At 59.7% G+C, this 17,614-nt stretch carries 19 protein-coding genes and 1 riboswitch; of the genes, 12 read left to right on the forward strand and 7 right to left on the reverse strand.

All coding sequences use genetic code 11. From position 1 onward, the window contains the following. Nucleotides 1–78: 78 nt before the first annotated feature. Both ACN0VH_RS11445 and ACN0VH_RS11450 read right to left on the reverse strand, forming a co-directional pair. A complete protein-coding gene (locus tag ACN0VH_RS11445; RefSeq protein ID WP_278923423.1) occupies nucleotides 79–1,056 on the reverse strand; it encodes a threonine ammonia-lyase in 978 nt (325 codons plus the stop codon). A 54-nt stretch (nucleotides 1,057–1,110) separates the two neighbouring features. Then, nucleotides 1,111–1,797: a haloacid dehalogenase type II gene (locus ACN0VH_RS11450; protein WP_417700653.1), complete on the reverse strand. Its 687-nt coding sequence runs from the start codon at nucleotides 1,795–1,797 to the stop codon at nucleotides 1,111–1,113. A 284-nt stretch (nucleotides 1,798–2,081) separates the two neighbouring features. Here ACN0VH_RS11450 and ACN0VH_RS11455 point away from each other — a divergent pair, with 284 nt between their 5' ends. Continuing rightward, the gene (locus ACN0VH_RS11455; protein ID WP_278923421.1) at nucleotides 2,082–2,510 is read left to right on the forward strand and encodes an FKBP-type peptidyl-prolyl cis-trans isomerase; all 429 of its coding nucleotides are present in this window, start codon (nucleotides 2,082–2,084) and stop codon (nucleotides 2,508–2,510) included. A gap of 92 nt (nucleotides 2,511–2,602) precedes the next feature. On the opposite strand, the gene ACN0VH_RS11460 is transcribed toward ACN0VH_RS11455, so the two are convergent. After that, a complete protein-coding gene (locus ACN0VH_RS11460) occupies nucleotides 2,603–3,394 on the reverse strand; it encodes an enoyl-ACP reductase FabI (RefSeq protein ID WP_278923420.1) in 792 nt (263 codons plus the stop codon). Between the two features lie 7 nt (nucleotides 3,395–3,401). Beyond that, complete coding sequence (fabB, locus tag ACN0VH_RS11465; RefSeq protein WP_278923419.1) at nucleotides 3,402–4,631, reverse strand: beta-ketoacyl-ACP synthase I; 1,230 nt, start codon at nucleotides 4,629–4,631, stop codon at nucleotides 3,402–3,404. 191 nt (nucleotides 4,632–4,822) lie between these two features. Between fabB and ACN0VH_RS11470 the strand changes: the two genes are divergently transcribed. Next, entirely contained in the window at nucleotides 4,823–5,059 is a 237-nt protein-coding gene (locus ACN0VH_RS11470; protein ID WP_278923418.1) for a hypothetical protein, read from the forward strand. Nucleotides 5,060–5,138: 79 nt separating this feature from the next. Here ACN0VH_RS11470 and fabA read toward each other — a convergent pair whose 3' ends face one another. Beyond that, nucleotides 5,139–5,648, reverse strand: coding sequence for a bifunctional 3-hydroxydecanoyl-ACP dehydratase/trans-2-decenoyl-ACP isomerase (gene fabA, locus ACN0VH_RS11475; RefSeq protein WP_417700654.1), 510 nt, complete (start codon nucleotides 5,646–5,648; stop codon nucleotides 5,139–5,141). A 208-nt stretch (nucleotides 5,649–5,856) separates the two neighbouring features. On the opposite strand from fabA, the gene irr reads away from it, so the two are divergent. Beyond that, the gene (gene irr / locus ACN0VH_RS11480; RefSeq protein WP_278923416.1) at nucleotides 5,857–6,273 is read left to right on the forward strand and encodes a Fur family transcriptional regulator Irr; all 417 of its coding nucleotides are present in this window, start codon (nucleotides 5,857–5,859) and stop codon (nucleotides 6,271–6,273) included. A 98-nt stretch (nucleotides 6,274–6,371) separates the two neighbouring features. Here the strand turns inward: irr and ACN0VH_RS11485 are convergent, their stop codons facing one another. After that, entirely contained in the window at nucleotides 6,372–7,289 is a 918-nt protein-coding gene (locus ACN0VH_RS11485) for a LysR family transcriptional regulator (protein WP_417700655.1), read from the reverse strand. 106 nt (nucleotides 7,290–7,395) lie between these two features. On the opposite strand from ACN0VH_RS11485, the gene ACN0VH_RS11490 reads away from it, so the two are divergent. Then, nucleotides 7,396–8,193: a phytanoyl-CoA dioxygenase family protein gene (locus tag ACN0VH_RS11490; RefSeq protein WP_278923414.1), complete on the forward strand. Its 798-nt coding sequence runs from the start codon at nucleotides 7,396–7,398 to the stop codon at nucleotides 8,191–8,193. A 238-nt stretch (nucleotides 8,194–8,431) separates the two neighbouring features. Here ACN0VH_RS11490 and ACN0VH_RS11495 read toward each other — a convergent pair whose 3' ends face one another. After that, nucleotides 8,432–9,301, reverse strand: coding sequence for a glycosyltransferase family protein (locus ACN0VH_RS11495; RefSeq protein WP_417700656.1), 870 nt, complete (start codon nucleotides 9,299–9,301; stop codon nucleotides 8,432–8,434). Between the two features lie 136 nt (nucleotides 9,302–9,437). Between ACN0VH_RS11495 and miaB the strand changes: the two genes are divergently transcribed. From miaB to metK, 8 genes are all read left to right on the forward strand, one after another. Continuing rightward, complete coding sequence (gene miaB, locus ACN0VH_RS11500) at nucleotides 9,438–10,760, forward strand: tRNA (N6-isopentenyl adenosine(37)-C2)-methylthiotransferase MiaB (RefSeq protein ID WP_417700657.1); 1,323 nt, start codon at nucleotides 9,438–9,440, stop codon at nucleotides 10,758–10,760. Between the two features lie 297 nt (nucleotides 10,761–11,057). After that, complete coding sequence (locus ACN0VH_RS11505; RefSeq protein WP_278923411.1) at nucleotides 11,058–11,639, forward strand: OmpA family protein; 582 nt, start codon at nucleotides 11,058–11,060, stop codon at nucleotides 11,637–11,639. Nucleotides 11,640–11,653: 14 nt separating this feature from the next. Next, nucleotides 11,654–11,959: a hypothetical protein gene (locus ACN0VH_RS11510; protein WP_278923410.1), complete on the forward strand. Its 306-nt coding sequence runs from the start codon at nucleotides 11,654–11,656 to the stop codon at nucleotides 11,957–11,959. Between the two features lie 158 nt (nucleotides 11,960–12,117). Then, nucleotides 12,118–13,125 (forward strand): PhoH family protein, encoded by a 1,008-nt coding sequence (locus tag ACN0VH_RS11515; RefSeq protein ID WP_278923409.1) that lies wholly within the window; start codon nucleotides 12,118–12,120, stop codon nucleotides 13,123–13,125. Between the two features lie 66 nt (nucleotides 13,126–13,191). Further along, entirely contained in the window at nucleotides 13,192–13,704 is a 513-nt protein-coding gene (ybeY, locus tag ACN0VH_RS11520; protein ID WP_417700658.1) for an rRNA maturation RNase YbeY, read from the forward strand. A 22-nt stretch (nucleotides 13,705–13,726) separates the two neighbouring features. Further along, complete coding sequence (locus tag ACN0VH_RS11525; RefSeq protein WP_278923407.1) at nucleotides 13,727–14,629, forward strand: CBS domain-containing protein; 903 nt, start codon at nucleotides 13,727–13,729, stop codon at nucleotides 14,627–14,629. Further along, nucleotides 14,626–16,155, forward strand: coding sequence for an apolipoprotein N-acyltransferase (gene lnt / locus ACN0VH_RS11530; protein WP_417700659.1), 1,530 nt, complete (start codon nucleotides 14,626–14,628; stop codon nucleotides 16,153–16,155). The genes ACN0VH_RS11525 and lnt overlap by 4 nt, the downstream gene beginning before the upstream one ends. Before the next feature lie 63 nt (nucleotides 16,156–16,218). Next, nucleotides 16,219–16,267, forward strand: a riboswitch (SAM-SAH riboswitch). Between the two features lie 5 nt (nucleotides 16,268–16,272). Then, nucleotides 16,273–17,454: a methionine adenosyltransferase gene (gene metK / locus ACN0VH_RS11535; protein ID WP_278923405.1), complete on the forward strand. Its 1,182-nt coding sequence runs from the start codon at nucleotides 16,273–16,275 to the stop codon at nucleotides 17,452–17,454. The last annotated feature ends 160 nt before the right edge of the window (nucleotides 17,455–17,614 follow it).

The raw sequence follows: 17,614 nt of genomic DNA on the forward strand, positions 1-17,614 counted from the left end.
GAGGTGCCGGGCCGGGGTAAAGCCCACAGTGCGATTTGCCTGCGCCCGTGGGGGCGCAGGTCGCGCGTCGCCGCAGGGCTATGCGTAGCTGGAGAGCGCACGCTGAAACACGGCGGTGTCGACATTGCCGCCGGTGGCGATGGCGATCACCGCTTCCCCCTGGATCTGATCCGGGTGAAACAGCGCCGCCGCCAGTGAGACGGCACCACCCGGTTCCAGCACGATTTTCAACCGCACAAAGGCCAGGGCCATGGCGCGCAGGGCTTCTTCCTCGCTGACCACGATGCCGCCGCCGCACAGCCGTTGCAGCACCGGAAAGGTCTGTTCTCCGGGGGCGGGGGTCAGAATGGCGTCGCAGATCGAGCCTGATACCGCCGCATTGGTTTCAACCTGGCCGCTGGCCAGGGATCTGGTCACATCGTCAAAACCCTCGGGCTCTGCCGGTCTGACCTGCAGGGAGGAGCCAAGCCCTTCCAGGGCCAGGGCGACGCCGCTGGTCAGCCCGCCACCGCCGCAACAGATCAGCACATCACCGGTTTCGACCCCCAGGCTGGCCGCCTGCTCTGCGATTTCCAGTCCGGTGGTGCCCTGTCCGGCGATGACTTCGGGTTCGTCATAGGGCTTGATCAGGGTCAGGCCGCGCGTCTGGGCCAGATCCAATCCGATGGCATCGCGATCTTCGCCGCCTGCGCGGTCATACAGCACCACTTCGGCGCCCAGGGCGCGGGTGTTTTCGATTTTGAGGCGTGGTGCATCGACAGGCATCAGGATCACGGCAGCGACGCCATGGGCCTTGGCGGCAGCGGCCACACCCTGGGCATGGTTGCCGCTGGAATAGGCGATCACGCCGCGGGCGCGTTCTTCGGGGGCCAGCGCAGTAATCGCAGCCCAGCCGCCGCGAAACTTGAAGGATCCGGTGTGTTGCAGGCACTCTGCCTTGACCAGCACGCGGCGGCCGGCGATCTCGTCCATAAAGGGCGAGCTGAGCATCGGCGTGATGCGGGCATGGCCCTGCAACCGCTTGGCTGCGGACTGGATCATTGCAAAAGAGGACATCTGGGGCTCCGGTAATCTGAGTGGCGAAAATGGTTTGTAGTGCAAAAGCGGTGGTTACGGGCAGGCAAGGGCTGGAATCGTCGTCAGATCCTGCAGCACATGCGCCGGTGTCCAGGGCAGGCGGTCGATGGGTTCTTTCACGCGATTGACCCAGGCTGTGGTGAACCCATAGCCCGCAGCCCCGGCGGCATCCCAGCCATTGGAGGACACAAAGAGAACCTCTTTGTTCTGGCAGCCAAAGCGCTGGCCGACGAGATCATAGACACGGGAGTCCGGCTTGAAGATGCCGACGCTTTCCACGGATAAGACATCATCCAGCAGCGCACCAATCCCGGCCGATTGCACTGCCCCGTCCAACATATCCGGAGAGCCATTTGACAGGATGGCGGTGTTCAGGCCAGCCTCTTTCAGGGTGGCCAGCATGGCGGGGACCTCTGGGTAGGCCTGCAGTTCCCAATAGAGATCCAGCAAGCGCTGGCGCAGTTTGGCGTCGCCCTGCAGCCCGGTGGCCTCTAGCGCCCAGTCAAGGCCATCCTGGGTGACCTGCCAAAACCCGCAGTGGGCATCTGTGATCGCGCGCAGCCAGGTGTACTGCAACTGCTTCAGCCGCCAATGATTGGCCAGCGCGGGCCAGGTTTCCTGCAGCTGCGGAAACGCGGGGTCAGCGGCGGCCTGTCGGGCTGCGGCGGTCACATCAAAGAGCGTGCCATAGGCATCAAAAACGCAGGTGGTAATCGGCATGTAACATCTCCTTTGGGGATATCCTGTCATGCCTCCCGGAGGGGGCAAAGCGCGAAGTTGTGATGGATACAATTCTTCAGCCGCCGCGCCTTATATCGCCTTGGACGCAGTTCGGGCCTGAATTCGGACCTGAATTTGGGCCGTAACTTCGGCTTGGGGTTGCTGGTTTCCTCGCCAGCGGCAGGGGCCGTAAAGGGGGCAAAAAAGGCTCGGATAGGCGGGTTTACTTCAGAACTGAGGCCTGTAGGGTGCGCCACTGTAATTTTGTATAAACTGGAGGTCCCATGACCGAGGTAAAAAACGGCGATACTGTCCGCATCCACTACACTGGCACATTGACGGATGGTTCCGTCTTTGACAGCTCTGAGGGGCGTGACCCGCTGGAGTTCACCGTTGGCTCTGGGCAGGTGATTGCTGGAATGGATGCTGGCCTGCCCGGCATGGTCGTCGGTGACAAAAAGAGCCTTGAGATCGCAAGCGCCGATGCCTACGGCCCGCTGAACCCCGAGGCACGCCAGGCGATTCCGCGCGAAGGCATTCCTGATGACATCCCGCTGGAGCTGGGCACCCAACTGCAAATGCAAAGCCCAGAAGGCCATGTACTGCCGGTGACCGTGGTTGAAGTGACCGAGGCCACCGTGACCTTGGACGCCAATCACCCGCTGGCCGGCAAGGATCTGAACTTTGAGATCGAGCTGGTCTCGATCGGCTGAGCAGGTGCAAGGCACTGTTGGAACAGAAAAAGGGCGCCTGATGAGGCGCCCTTTTTGTCTTGGGTCTTGTGCATCGCTTGCGCCGCGATGGCCTACAAGTGCTCTTGCTGCGGCATCCCGAGGATGTGAAAACCGCCATCAACGCGGATAATTTCGCCAGTGGTGCAGGCACCGGCATCTGAGGCCAGATAGACCGCAGTACCGCCAACGGCCTCAAGCGTGGCATTGGACCGCATGGGGGCGTTCTGCTCGGTGTGCTTGTAGGTCTTGCGTGCACCACCGATGGCCGCCCCGGCCAGGGTCTTCATCGGGCCGGGCGAGATGGCGTTGACGCGGATGCCTTCGGGGCCAAGATCATTGGCCAGATAGCGGGTGGCGCTTTCCAGTGCCGCCTTTGCCACACCCATGACATTGTAGTTGGGCGTCACCCGGTTGGATCCGCCATAAGTCAGCGTCAGCAGGGTGCCGCCGTTGTCTTTCATGAAGGGATGCGCCCGGCGCGCCACTTCGATGAAGGAATAGGCAGAGATATCCAGCGAATTCTTGAAATTCGCCCGGCTGGTATCCAGGAAACGGCCTGTCAGTTCGGATTTGTCCGAATAGGCAATGGCGTGCACGACAAAATCAATGCTGTCCCAACGGTTGCCCAGCTGTTCAAAGGCGGCATCCAGCGAGGCATCATTGGTCACATCGACATCGACCATGAAGTCACTGCCCAGGCTTTGGGCCAGCGGTTCCAACCGTTTGCCAAAGGCATCGCCCTGGTAGGTAAAGGCCAGCTCGGCACCGGCACCAGCCATGGCCTTGGCAATGCCCCAAGCGATTGAACGTTCATTGGCTACGCCCATGACCAATCCACGTTTGCCCGTCAACAATCCTGACATTATGAGATTATCCTTTGTACTTGCTCAAAACCATCGACCCATTGGTGCCGCCAAAGCCAAAGCTGTTGGTCATTACACAGTCGAGGCCCGCATTTTCGACAAGGTCAGTGGCGATTTCGCCGGGAAGAATACCGTCGGCCAGCGTGTCCACGTTGATCGAGGGGGTGATGAAATCATTCTCAAGCATCAGCAGGCAGAAAATCGCCTCTAGTGCGCCTGCAGCGCCCTGGGCGTGACCGGTCATGGATTTGGTTGACGAAATCGGCGGGGTCTGACCTTCGCCAAAGACCCGGCGCACGGCTTCGACTTCACCGACATCGCCCACAGGTGTGGATGTGCCGTGGGCGTTGATATAGCTGACCTTGCGGCCTTCGGGCAGGGTCGACAGCGCCAGACGCATGGCACGTTCGCCGCCCTCGCCAGATGGCGCTACCATATCGTGACCATCGGAGGTGGCCGCATAGCCAACCACTTCGGCGTAGATCTTGGCGCCGCGCGCCAGCGCGTGGTCGAGATCTTCCAGCACCACAATGCCGCCGCCGCCCGAGATGACAAAACCGTCGCGGTCCTGATCAAAGGCGCGGCTGGCTGCTTCTGGGTCGTCGTTTTTCTTGGAGGACATGGCGCCCATGGCATCAAACAGGCAGGACAGGGTCCAGTCCAGCTCTTCGCCGCCACCGGCGAACATCACGTCCTGCTTGCCCATCATGATCTGTTCCGCCGCATTGCCGATGCAGTGCAGCGAAGTCGAGCAGGCGGAGGTGATGGAATAGTTGATGCCCTTGATCTTGAAGGCCGTCGCGAGGTTGGCCGAAATGGTCGAGGACATGCATTTCGGCACCGCAAAAGGCCCGATACGCTTGGTGGCGCCGGTCTTGGCAACCACCTGATGCGCCGCCAGCATGGCAGAGGTGGAGGGCCCACCGGAACCGGCCACCAGGCCAGTGCGCTCATTCACGATCTGGTCTTCTGAAAGGCCCGCATCAGCGATGGCCTGGCTCATGGCGATATGGGCATAGGCGGCACCGGGGCCCATAAAGCGCAGCGCGCGCTTGTCTACATGTTCCTTGATGTCGATCTTCAGCGTGCCGGCAACCTGGCTGCGAAAGCCGTGCTCGGTCATTTCGGGGCTGGCAACGATGCCGGATTTCCCCGCCTTCAGTGAAGCGATGACTTCTTCGGTGTTGTTTCCGATGGAGGAGACGATCCCCAGACCGGTGACGACGACACGACGCATACGTGCACTCCCTTAATTGCTTATGTCTTAGTATGCATTGCAGGGCGGGGGTGCAAGACGGCATGGCGGCGCGGCGCAGGCTTGCAGCTGGTTTTGCGGTGGTTGGCCGCGTTGAAACCACAGGGCAAAGCGGTCGTTGAAGTTCGCTGCCGAAGCGTTAAACTTTTGGCGGTGATGCAAGGGGCTGGTAGATGATTAGAAAGATCGCTTCTCTGGTTTCTTTCGGGTTTGCGTTGGCTTTTGGGTATTTGTACTACGTCGAGTATTTCAAATGGCGGAATTGTTTCAATGAATTGGGCCGCTGCTTTGATGATGACGCGGGTGTCGTACATTCAGAGCAATCAGGGAACGTATGGTTTTTGCTCGCTGTGCTGGCGCTTGGAGTGGGCCTCTACAATGCATGGCATTTGAGCAAACCTAAACGGTAATCCGGGCTCTGAGCGGGCAGTTCTCAAACAAAAAAGAGGCCCGGAGGCCTCTTTTTTCATCGCAGAAGAATAGAGCGAACTAGGCTTCGGACAGAACGACTTTCATGTCCTTGACGTCATAGATCATCTCGCCATCGGCTTCGACGATGCCATCCGCCACGCCCATGGTCAGGCGGCGGGTCTGGATCGCTTTCTTGAAGTCGATCTTATAGGTCAGCATCTTGCGTTCGGGGCGGACCATGCCGGTCAGTTTGACCTCGCCAACGCCGACGGCCATGCCGCGGCCTTTCCAGCCGCGCCAGCCGAGGTTGAAGCCGGTGAGCTGCCACAGGCCATCCAGACCCAGGCAGCCGGGCATGATCGGGTTGCCGGGGAAATGGCATTCAAAGAACCACAGGTCCGGGTTGATATCGAACTCCGCGACGATATGGCCCTTGCCATGGGCACCGCCATCGGCGCTGACCTCGGTAATGCGGTCCATCATCAACATTGGCGGGGCGGGAAGCTGGGCGTTGCCGGGGCCAAACAGCTCTCCTCGGGAACATTTCAACAGGTCGTCTTTGTCAAAGCTTCTGGGGTAATCGGCCATGCTGGCGCGTCTCCTGCCTGGGTGTTTCATGTGTTTTCTTTCCTGTAGCACCCGGCTTGCCGGTCCGGCAAGAGCAGTGAAGCCAGGCTGACAAAGAGAATGTGTCATCAGGGCGCTGGACAGGATCGCTGGAAATGGGGATTCTGTTTGAAAAACGCGACGCATTTGCAGTATAACCCCCAATAGCAACGCGATGCAGGATCCGCACATGACGCCAAACAGCGAAGACGTGGCAACAAACTGGTTGGTCGAGGCTGGGCTGCGCCCGACTCGGCAGCGGCTTGCTTTGGCTGAATTGCTGGTTGGGGATGGCAACCATCGCCATGTCACCGCCGAAAGCCTGTTTGACGCTGCCAAGACCAAGGGGACGGCCGTTTCCCTGGCCACTGTCTATAATACCCTGCGCGCCTTTTGTGATGCGGGCGTGCTGCAAGAGATCACCGTTGATGGCTCCAAAAGCTATTTCGACACCAATACCCATGATCATCCGCATTATTTCTGGGAAGATGGCAGCCGAGTCACCGATGCACCATCGGACCAATTGGTGATCCAGCGTCTGCCAGACGCGCCCGAGGGTATGGAAATTGCCTCGGTTGATGTGGTGATCCGCCTGCGCAAAATCTGAACCGTGCCGACAGGTCATTGCGCCCTGCGGGACGAGGCGCTGATTGATGCATCACCCGCTCGCCGTTGTGACTGCCTGACTGCTGACTGCCCTGTTTGTTACAGGGCCGTGTGCTGTGCAGCCTGCGTGGCCAGGCCCTGCGATAGGGCCTGAATTGCACGCGCCTGAGCAGAGCCAGCCGGTGGTTGACCATGACTGGTCAGGATCACCGGCTCGCGGGCGCTGGCATCGCTGATGGGCACCATGATCAGCGGCTTGCCATCATAGCTCTGCCCTAGCGGTGGGGCGCTATAGCTAACGCCGACCCCTTCGCCATTGGCCGCCAGGCTACGCAGCAATTCGAGAGATGCGGCGCGATGGGCGATGCGCGGCGTCAGTCCCTGGGTTTTGAACAAGGCCAGCATATGCTGTAGCGACAGGCCTTCCTGCGACAGGATCAGTGGCATCTCGGCCAGCGCCGCCAGCGGCAGGGAGCTGTGGCTGGCCAGCGGATGGTCTGGCGATACCAGCGCCTGTGGGCAGCGTTGGTCAATCTCGCGGCGTTCAAAACTGGCATCCAGCCCCAGATCATAGGTCAGCGCAAGATCAACATCGCCCTGCAGCAGCGCGTCGGTAAGACCGGTAAACCCATCGACGCGGGGGCTGATGGTCAGCTCTGGCAGGCTCTGACGTAGGAGGCGTAGGGCAGGGGCTAGCAAGAGAGGCGCCAGATCGGCAAAACAGCCAAGCACCAGCCTTTGGGTCACCGGGCTGGCACCGCCTGGGGTTTCCAGTTGGGCCGCCTGATCCAGCAGGGCCTGGGCGGCCCTGGCAAAGTCGCGTCCGCGTGGTGTCAGGGTCAGGGGCGCGCCGCGCCGACGTTGGAACAACACATGGCCAAGGTGTGTTTCGATCCGGGCCAGCGCGGTGGAGAGCGCGGGCTGGCTGACATGCAGCCGCTCTGCGGCCGCCGAAAGGCTGCCCTGCTGTGCAACGGCACAGACATATTCGTAGTGGCGCAGGGTAAGATATAACATGAAACTATACCTAACTTAGAAATATATGATTTGAAACTAAACCCTGAAGCGGACAGTGTCGCGGTAGAAAAACCGAAAGCTACACCGATCCAAAATGGAGGCCCAAATGGTGCACCCCCTGATTACCCAAGACCATATCGACCAGTTCCAGCGCGATGGCGTGGTGCTTATCAAAGGTCTGTTCCATGACCAGGTTGAGCAGCTGCGCCAGGGGGTTGAACACAATATGGCTGACCCCGGCCCTTATGCGTCGAACAATGACAAGCCAGGCCAGACCGGGCGGTTTTTTGATGACTATTGCAACTGGTCGCGCATTCCGGATTTCGAGGCGGCGATCAAGGCTTCTCCGGTCGCGGAGGTGGCAGCCGATCTGATGCAATCAAACCGGGTGCAGATGTTCCACGATCACGTGCTGGTCAAGGAGCCGGGCACCTCGATGGCGACGCCCTGGCATCAGGATGGTCCCTATTATTTTGTCGAAGGCGCGCAGACGATCAGCTTTTGGTCGCCACTGGATCCGGTGCGGCAGGCAGCGCTGCGCTGCGTGGCCGGGTCGCACCGGTGGGAAAAGGAGGTGCTGCCAACGCGCTGGGTGTCCGAAGAAGGCTTTTTTGCCGATGAAGGCCAGTACATGGCGGTGCCTGACCCGGAAGCGGAAGGTATGGACATTCGCGAATGGGACATGGCACCGGGCGATGCGGTGGCCTTCAACTACAAAACCCTGCATGGGGCGCGCGCCAATACCAGCGAGAGCCGTCGCCGGGCTTTCTCTCTGCGGTTGGTGGGCGATGACGCGCGTTATGTGGAGCGCCCCGGCCCGACCTCGCCGCCCTATCCTGGCCACGAGATGCAGCCGGGCCAACGGCTGCGCGAGGACTGGTTCCCGGTGCTGCTGCAGCGGTAGTTTAGAGTATGTCGCTCGAAAGTGGTTCCCGGTTTCGAGCTATTCGACATGCGAAATCAACAAACGATAGCCTGTCGCTTTAACGCGAATGAACGTGACAGGTTCTCGTTCTCCGAGGCTGCCTTTAAAGGGGGGGGGCGCTGCCCCCTCTTGCGCCCAGGGGCGCAATTCACCCCCGGGATATTTGGGGCCAAATGAAGTGGTGGGCGAAATTGAACAGGGGGGAGGAAACTGGGGGTCAGAACCATTGCCCGGGCTCGATCAGGCCCAGATCGAGCAATTGCCGTGAGTGCCATTCAAAAGGCGTTGAGTTGTGCCAGCGAAAACTGCTGATAGCAAAAGTCGATCCTGGGTTGCGTTTCAGCGCCTTGGCGGTGCGGAAGGAGCAGATTGCGGCGGTCAGGTTGTGATGCCAGGGGCAGGCGTAGGTGTTGTATTCCTGCAGGTTGAAGGTGTGATTCGCGTTCAGCACCAAGCCGTCCCTGGCCTGGAATAGTGAAATTCGGTCTATCTTGCGGCTGTCTGGCGGGATGTGTTCTTCTTGGCGCCAGCGCACCCCGCCAAAGAAATCCAGCTGCCGCTCACATGGCGCGTCGCCCTGCGCGTTGATGCGGGATTGGGCGTAGTAACCGGATTTGTCCAGATAGGCGGTCTCCAGTGAGACGGCATTGGGGTGCTGCGTTAGATCCCCGGCATAAAGATCAATCACATAGGTCAGCATAGCAGCGCGCCGTTCCTCGCGGTGGAAGGTCAGCATTTCAGCCACGGTGCGGGTTTCACAGAAGGGGAAGAACAGGTATTCAGCGTTGTAGCAATAATAGAGCCAGCACCCCGGCGTGGCGGCCCCAATGACCTGGTTGATTGCTGCAAAGACCTGTTCAGGCGCGCTGCAATCAAACGGCACCCGGTGCACCTTGGGCTTGATGTCGCGCGGCAGATCAAAGGCATCGGGCATGAGGGCGACAACCGTCATGAAGCCGGATTGCAGGTGATGGCGCAGCGTCGAGGCAATCTCGACATCGTCCTCGACAAAGATCAGCGCCACCGGGCCTGTCACCAGTAGCGCCTTGTGTTGCTTGAGGAAATCGTCCAGCGAAGAATGCATCATGCTCTTTGTCTCTGCCTTTCTGGCATTTGCCGCTAAAATCAGGTAATCCCGCCTGCATTGCAAGCCACGAGATTTGCCGCTATGGCAGGCCGTTGTTTTTGTCCTTTATCCCACCTCTGCTGGAAGGCCCTACCATATGACCGCGCCCAAGAAGCTGTTTATCAAGACCTATGGTTGCCAGATGAATGTCTATGACAGTGAACGCATGGCAGAAGAGCTGGGCGCGCAGGGCTATAGCGAGACCAAATCAGTTGAAGATGCGGATATGATCCTGCTCAATACCTGCCACATTCGGGAAAAGGCCGCCGAGAAGGTCTATTCCGAGCTGGGCCGGTTCAAAAAGCTGAAGGCGGCAAAGCCGGATCTGAAAATCGGGGTTGCGGGCTGTGTCGCGCAGGCCGAGGGGCAGGAAATCATGCGCCGCCAGCCGCTGGTGGATCTGGTTGTGGGGCCGCAAAGCTATCACCGTCTGCCAGAGATGGAAGCGAAGGCGCGCAGCGGGGAAAAGGTGCTCGACACTGATTTTCCCGAAGAGGACAAGTTCGAGAAGCTCAAGCGTCGGCCCAAGGCCCCGCGCGGGCCATCGGCCTTTCTGACGGTGCAAGAGGGCTGTGATAAGTTCTGCGCCTTTTGCGTGGTGCCCTATACGCGGGGGGCCGAGGTGTCGCGGCCGGTGGATCGTATCCTTACCGAGGCGCGCGATCTGGTGGAACGAGGGGTGCGTGAAATCACCCTTCTGGGGCAGAACGTCAATGCCTATCACGGGGCCGGACCGCAGGGGGACATGACACTGGCCCAGTTGATCTGGGAGCTGGACAAGGTCGATGGGCTGGAGCGCATTCGCTTTACCACCAGCCACCCCAACGACATGATGGATGATCTGATCGAGGCACATGCGACTTGCAAGAAGCTGATGCCCTATCTGCATCTGCCGGTGCAGGCGGGATCGGACAGGATCCTCAAGCGGATGAACCGCAGCCACACCGCCGAGAGCTATCTGCGTCTATTGGAACGGATCCGGGCGGCACGCCCCGATATTTTGATCTCGGGGGATTTTATTGTTGGCTTCCCAGAAGAGACCGAAGCGGATTTTCAGGCGACGCTGGATCTGGTTGAAGAGGTGAAATACGGCACTGCCTATTCCTTTAAATATTCCACCCGTCCCGGAACGCCAGCTGCCGAACGCCCCCAGGTGGACCCGGCCGAGGCCGATGATCGGTTGCAACGTCTGCAGGCGCTCTTGACCCGGCAGCAGCGCGAGATCCAGGATAGTATGGTTGGCCGCGAGGTTGGGGTTCTGTTTGAAAAGCCTGGGCGCGAAGCCGGTCAGATGCTGGGAAAATCGGACTACCTGCATGCGGTTCACGTGGCTGATTGCGGTCGCAAAGTTGGCGATCTGGCACGGGTGCGCATCGTTGAATCGCGCACCAATTCGCTTGCAGGTGAGTTGATTGACTAGCGCAGCCCTGGGCCCTAGTGATTCTTAGGGTCCCGGTTGACGATTGATTTCACGGGGAAATCTGTTTGGCCCTCGCTTCCCATTGCAGGAGGTGAGTCATTATTGCAGCGCCTTTGGCGACAATTTCAATAAAGCTGTACGAGTGTTGCGTAAAATCGCATAGTCATGCCGGATGCCTGCCTGAGTGGGGGCTGTTTTTAGATAAAAACCGTGTAGATTGTTGCTGATAACCTGAGTGTTAGGAATTTTAAGCGGCAAGCTCCCTGGGGGGACTTAGGTGAAGGAAATCTGGTTGTGATGATATTTAAGACAAAGAATATGCGCGTTGTGCTGGCCGCTGCTGCGGCCGCGCTGAGCCTGACGGCGGCATCGGTTCAGGCGCAAAACGCCACCACAGGTCAGCGCACCATCGTGGGGGAACGCTATGTGCCCACAATCTGGGTTGACCCGGATGGCTGTGAACATTGGGTCATGGATGATGGCGCCGAGGGCTACATGACGCCGCATGTGACACCGGATGGCAAGCCGGTGTGCCGCCGTGGCAATCTCTGCGGGGTGATGGAAACAGATCAGTTTTTTGCCACCGATAAATCCTATATCAGCGCCGCTGGTAAGTCCCGCCTGCAAGAGTTCTTTAAATCCAACAAGGGGCAGGTGCGCTCCTTTGTGGTTGCGGGTCATACAGATAGCCGTGCCTCTGACGAATATAATATCGCCCTGTCGCAGCGGCGTGCCAATGCGGTCGCCGGGGTCGCCAAGTCTGTCGGCGCGCGCATTGCAGATATTCGCGCCTATGGTGAGCGCGACCCACGGGTGCCAAATACCAGCGCTGCCAATATGGCGCAAAACCGCCGCGTCGAAATCTACTGCTTGCGCTAATGAAGGACATCAAGATGCATTTTTTCAAAGCAACCGCTCTGTCCCTTGCCTTGGCATCCGTGTCGGCCTGTGGTGTTACCTATGACAAGACCCGTGATCAGCACGCCGGGGATAGCTCCAACTCTCATCTGTCGAATATGACAGCGGGTATCTGGGTGGATCCGCAGGGTTGTGAACACTGGATCATTGATGATGGCCTCGAAGGCTATGCTGATCTGCGGCGCACCCCCGATGGCAAACCCGTTTGCAACAGCCCGCTGCCGCGCAATGTGGCGACTGGACCTTTCAAAGACGGGTCGAGTTTGCCTGACGCACTGTAGGGTGCAGATCGCAACCCTGCTTGCCTTTGCTTTTGAAATGGCCGCCTGTCTCGGGCGGCCATTTTGTATCTTTTGTGTGAATTTGCGCCGCGCCCGCTTGCGCCTGCGCATGGGCGGGGGCAGACTGGGGAGGTAAACCTCAAATTCAGGAGCCCCAATTGGCCACAAGCGCCCGGATCCAGCCGCCAACCACCCAGAGCGCGCAAGAAGCTCTGCTTGAATTTCCTGATAACCGCCTGCTGATTGACCTGTGCGGTGAATATGATCGCAACCTGTCGGAGATCGAAAAAAACATCGGCGTGCAGATCGTGCGCCGGGGCAACCAGCTTTTGGTCATGGGAGAGGACGCCGCGCGGGATCAAGCGGTAGAGGTGCTGACGGCGCTTTATGATCGGCTGGAAACTGGCCGCAGCGTCGAACACGGCGATGTTGACCGGGAACTGCGCATGGGCCATGGGCCAGAAGAAACTCGCGATGACCAGCTTGAGATGTTCATGGGCGGGCAGGTCGAGATCAAGACCCGTAAAAAACTGGTAGAGCCGCGTACCGACGCGCAAAAGGCCTATGTTCGGTCGCTTTTTGAGCATGAGCTGGCCTTTGGCATTGGCCCTGCAGGTACCGGTAAAACCTATTTGGCGGTGGCTGTTGGGGTGAATCTCTTCATTACCGGTCAGGTCGACAAGATCATCCTGTCGCGCCCTGCGGTCGAGGCGGGCGAGAAGCTTGGCTATTTGCCCGGCGACATGAAGGATAAGGTCGATCCCTATATGCAGCCGCTTTATGATGCGCTGAATGATTTTCTGCCGGGCAAGCAGTTGGCCAAGCTGTTGGAGGAAAAGCAGATCGAGATCGCCCCACTGGCCTTTATGCGGGGGCGGACGCTGTCAAACGCCTTTGTGGTGCTTGACGAGGCGCAGAATGCCACTTCGATGCAGATGAAAATGTTCCTGACCCGCCTGGGCGAGGGATCACGCATGGTGGTGACCGGGGATCGCACCCAGGTTGACCTGCCACGCGGCGTCACCTCGGGCTTGGCTGATGCGGAGCGGCTGCTCTCGCCGATCTCCAAAATCAGCTTCAATTACTTTACCGCCCGCGATGTGGTGCGACATCCGCTTGTCGCCGCCATCATCGAAGCCTATGACGCAGAAACACCCCCGGCCTGAGGTTTGCTGCGCAAGCAGCCGCGCTGGACTTTGTGGGGGCTGACATGAGCAGAGAGGCCGCAGGCGATGGCGCTGGAGATCACAATTGAAGACAGCCGCTGGCAAGAGGCTGGGCTGGACAGGCTGGCAAGCCAGGCGGTCCTGGCGGTGCTGGCGCATTTTGAGCTGGATCCAGAGGCCTGCGAAATCGCCCTGCTGGCCTGTGATGATGCCCAGATCTGTGCGTTGAATGATGAGTTCCGCGACAAGCCTACCGCCACCAATGTGTTAAGCTGGCCAGCCGAAGATCTGGCGGCTGCAGAACCTGGCGGCCAGCCGCGACGACCCGAGACAGATTATACCGGGGAAATCCCGCTGGGCGATATCGCAATCGCCTATGAGACCTGCCAGCGCGAGGCGGATGCCGCAAAAAAGCCTTTGGCTGATCATTTGCGGCATTTGGTCGTTCATGGAGTGTTGCATCTTCTGGGTTATGACCACATTAGCGACCTTGATGCCACAGTAATGGAAGGCTTGGAGGTCAAGATACTTGGCAATTTGGGTCTGGATGACCCATATACTGTTGATGACCGCCTCTGACGGGGCATTTTGGATAGGACAGATGGGCGAAATAGAAGGCAGTTCTAACGCGGCGCATGGCGCGCTCCAGAACATTGGCAAGACCACGGCAGAAGCAGGTGTTGTACAACAACCAAGCTTGTGGGAGCGTATTTTTGGCGCTTTCACGCCGGATTCCCCCCCCGAGCAAGAGCCACCAGTGGCGCAGGGTCCAAGCCCTGAGTTCCAATCTCGTGGCATGATGAACCTGCGTCGGATGCGGGTCGAAGACGTGGCTATTCCCGCTGCGGAAATTCTCTCGGTGCCGGTTTCGATTGATCGCGATGACCTGGTGCAGGTGTTCCGCGACAGCGGCTTTACCCGCATCCCGGTCTATGAGGGCACGCTGGACACGCCGCTTGGCTTTGCCCACCTCAAGGATTTTGCCCTGACCCATGGGTTCAACGGTGGCAGCAAGCCGTTTGAACTGTCTGAGATGCTGCGGCCTCTGCTCTTTGTGCCACCCTCGATGCCCATTGGTGTTTTGCTGGCCAAAATGCAGGCAGAGCGCCGCCACATGGCGCTGGTGATTGACGAATATGGCGGCGTTGACGGGCTGGTCACCATCGAAGATCTGATCGAACAGGTGATCGGGGAAATCGAGGATGAACACGATCCTGGCGAAGACCAGACCTGGTATCAGGAAAAGGCCGGCTGCTATATCGCGCTGGCCCGCACCCCCCTGGCCGAGTTCGAGGCCGAGATTGGCTGCTCGCTCACCGGCCACGAAGATGTGGATGCCGAAGAAATCGACAGTCTTGGCGGTCTGGTCTTTATGCTTTGCGGCCGAGTTCCGGCGCGCGGAGAGGTTATCGTACACCCTGACGGGCCCGAATTCGAGGTCATGGATGCCGATCCCCGCCGCATCAAGCGGCTGCGGGTGATGATGCCGGATCCCGCCGCGTGAGCACCGGTTTCTGGGCACGATCCCGGCGTGCTGCAGCGCATCGCCCGACCTGGCTGGCGAGTTTTTCTGCCTTTGGGCTGGGGGCCTTGTTGTCGGTGTCGCTGGCCCCTTTTCATATCTTGTGGGGCCTGCCGCTGGCCTTTGGTGGTATCGGGGCGCTGGTGCTTTGGGCGCGCTCTGCGATGCAAGGGGCTGGTATTGGATTATTCGCGGGGCTGGGCTATTTCAGCTTTGGTCTGTCCTGGATTGTTGAACCCTTTCAGATTGATGCTGCGCGCTATGCCTGGATGGCACCTTTTGCACTGGTCTTTCTGGCGGCGGGGCTGGCCCTGTTCTGGGCGTTTGCCTTTGGTCTGGCGGCACGCTGGGCGCGGGGGGGGCATCGGCTGGTTTTGCTGATTGCGCTTTGGGCGCTGGCGGAATTTGGCCGCGCCTATCTGTTTACCGGATTTCCCTGGGCGGGATTTGCCCAGTTCTGGATCGACACTCCGGTAGCGCGGCTGCTGCCCTTTGTGGGGGAACAGGGGGTGGCGTTGCTGACCCTGGTGTTGACGCTGCCGCTGGCACTATTGCGGCGTCGGCCTTTGCTGGCGGTATCGCCGCTGCTGGTGGTGGCGCTGGCGGGCTATGCCCTGCTCAACCGTCCCCCGGAACCAGAGATGAGCCCACATCTGCTGCGGCTGGTACAGCCCAATGCGCCCCAGGCAGAAAAATGGCTGCCCGAGCGGCGCTGGGATTTTGTCCGTCGCGCGATAGAGCTGAGCGCGGGTGACGGGGCGCCAGGCCAGGCACAGCCGGATTTGATCCTTTGGCCGGAAACCTCGGTGCCGCAGTTGCTCAACGATGCCGAAGACGCCCTGTCTGCCATCGCGGCGCAGGTCGGTGGGCAGCCTGTGTTGCTAGGTATTCAGCGGCGCGATCAGGGGCGCTATTTCAATTCGGCGGTATTGTTGACCGGGCAGGGCCGGGTCGATCAGATCTACGATAAGGCGCACCTGGTGCCTTTTGGCGAATACGTCCCTTTTGGGAATGTCATGGCCCGCTTTGGCATCCACGGTTTTGCCGCCCAGGCGGGGGCAGGCTATACGGCGGGACCAGGGGCGGTGCTGATGGATCTTGGCATTGGCCAGGCGCTGCCGCTGATCTGCTATGAGGCGGTTTTTGCCCGCGATGTGAACGCCGCCCCAGCGCGGCCGGATATGCTGATCCAGATCACCAATGATGCCTGGTTTGGCACCCGTTCTGGCCCCTATCAGCATTTGGTGCAGGCGCGCATGCGCGCGGCTGAACAGGGGCTGCCGATGGTGCGCGTTGCCAATACCGGGATCAGCGCGATGATTGATCCCTATGGCCGAATCCGCGAAAGCCTGCCGCTGGGCGTGGCCGGTGCCATTGATGCCTCTCTGCCCAAACCGCTGGCCGCAACGCTATACAGTCGCACGGGCGATGCGCCGGTATTCGTCCTGTGCATCCTGCTGGCGCTGACGGCGACCTGGGGGCGGCGCGGCCTTGTGTCTCGCTCATAGGGGCTTAACCTCCTTGGAATAGTGTTTGACCTCTGGGGCAGCCCAGCGTACCTCAGAAAGGAATTCCTCTCACAACGGCTTCCTGGCGTGATGAGGTTAACCCAATGGAGCATTTTCATGTCTCGTAAGAACTATATTTTTACTTCGGAATCCGTTTCTGAAGGTCACCCGGACAAGGTCTGCGATCAGATTTCGGATGCGGTGCTTGACGCCTTCTTGGCCGAAGAGCCCGAAGCGCGGGTTGCAGCGGAAACCTTCGCCACCACCAACCGCGTTGTGATTGGCGGTGAGGTGGGCCTGTCGGATCAGGATAAGCTGCACGATTACATGGGGCGCATTGATGGCATTATCCGGGCCTGTATCAAAGATATTGGCTATGAGCAGGACAAGTTCCACCATGAAACGGTGGAAGTGACCAACCTGTTGCACGAACAGTCAGCGCATATTGCCCAGGGCGTGAATGCCTCGGAGGGCAAAGATGAAGGTGCCGGCGATCAGGGCATCATGTTTGGCCATGCATCTACCGAGACGCCACAGCTGATGCCCGCGCCGATCCACTATAGCCACGCGGTGCTGCGCCGCCTTGCAGAGGTTCGCAAAAATGGCACCGAGCCAGCGCTTGGCCCGGACGCCAAATCACAGCTTTCGGTGGTCTATGAAAATGGCAAACCGGTGCGGATCGGCTCGCTCGTGCTGTCGACACAGCATCTGGATGAAAGCCTGACGTCGCAAGACATCCGTGCCATCGTTGCACCCTATTTCCACGAAGTCCTGCCCGAAGGCTGGCTGACGGAAGAGACCATCTGGCACGTCAATCCAACCGGCAAATTTGTCATTGGTGGTCCGGATGGCGATGCGGGTCTTACCGGGCGCAAGATCATCGTTGATACCTACGGCGGTGCGGCCCCGCATGGCGGCGGTGCGTTCTCGGGCAAGGATCCGACCAAGGTTGACCGTTCGGCGGCCTATGCGGCGCGCTATCTGGCCAAGAATGTGGTTGCTGCCGGCATGGCCGAGCGCTGCACCATTCAGCTGTCGTATGCGATCGGCGTTTCGGAACCGCTGTCGATTTATGCCGACACCCATGGCACCGGTGAGGTCGACCCGGCGGCGATTGAACGCTCCATTGCCCAGGCGATGGATCTGACCCCGCGTGGCATTCGCCAGCACCTGGGCCTGAACAAGCCGATCTATCAGCGCACCGCCGCCTATGGCCACTTTGGCCGCGAGCCTGACGCTGATGGTGGCTTCAGCTGGGAGCGCACGGATCTGGCCGATGCGTTGGCACGCGGCGTCTAAGTCATGCCTTGGCGCTGGCCCTCTGGGGCAAAGCGGTCTGTGATTGGCCCGCTTTGCCCCTTTTTGTATCTGTCCAGGGGTAAACGCGCGGAGGGATGGGGCCGGGCTCTCTTGACCTGTGCCTGTGGTTGCGGCAGATGAGCGGCCAATTGCGTGGTTC

Origin of the sequence: Pseudophaeobacter sp. (assembly GCF_048267565.1) — a bacterium.
GTDB classification, from domain to species: Bacteria; Pseudomonadota; Alphaproteobacteria; order Rhodobacterales; family Rhodobacteraceae; genus Pseudophaeobacter; species Pseudophaeobacter profundi.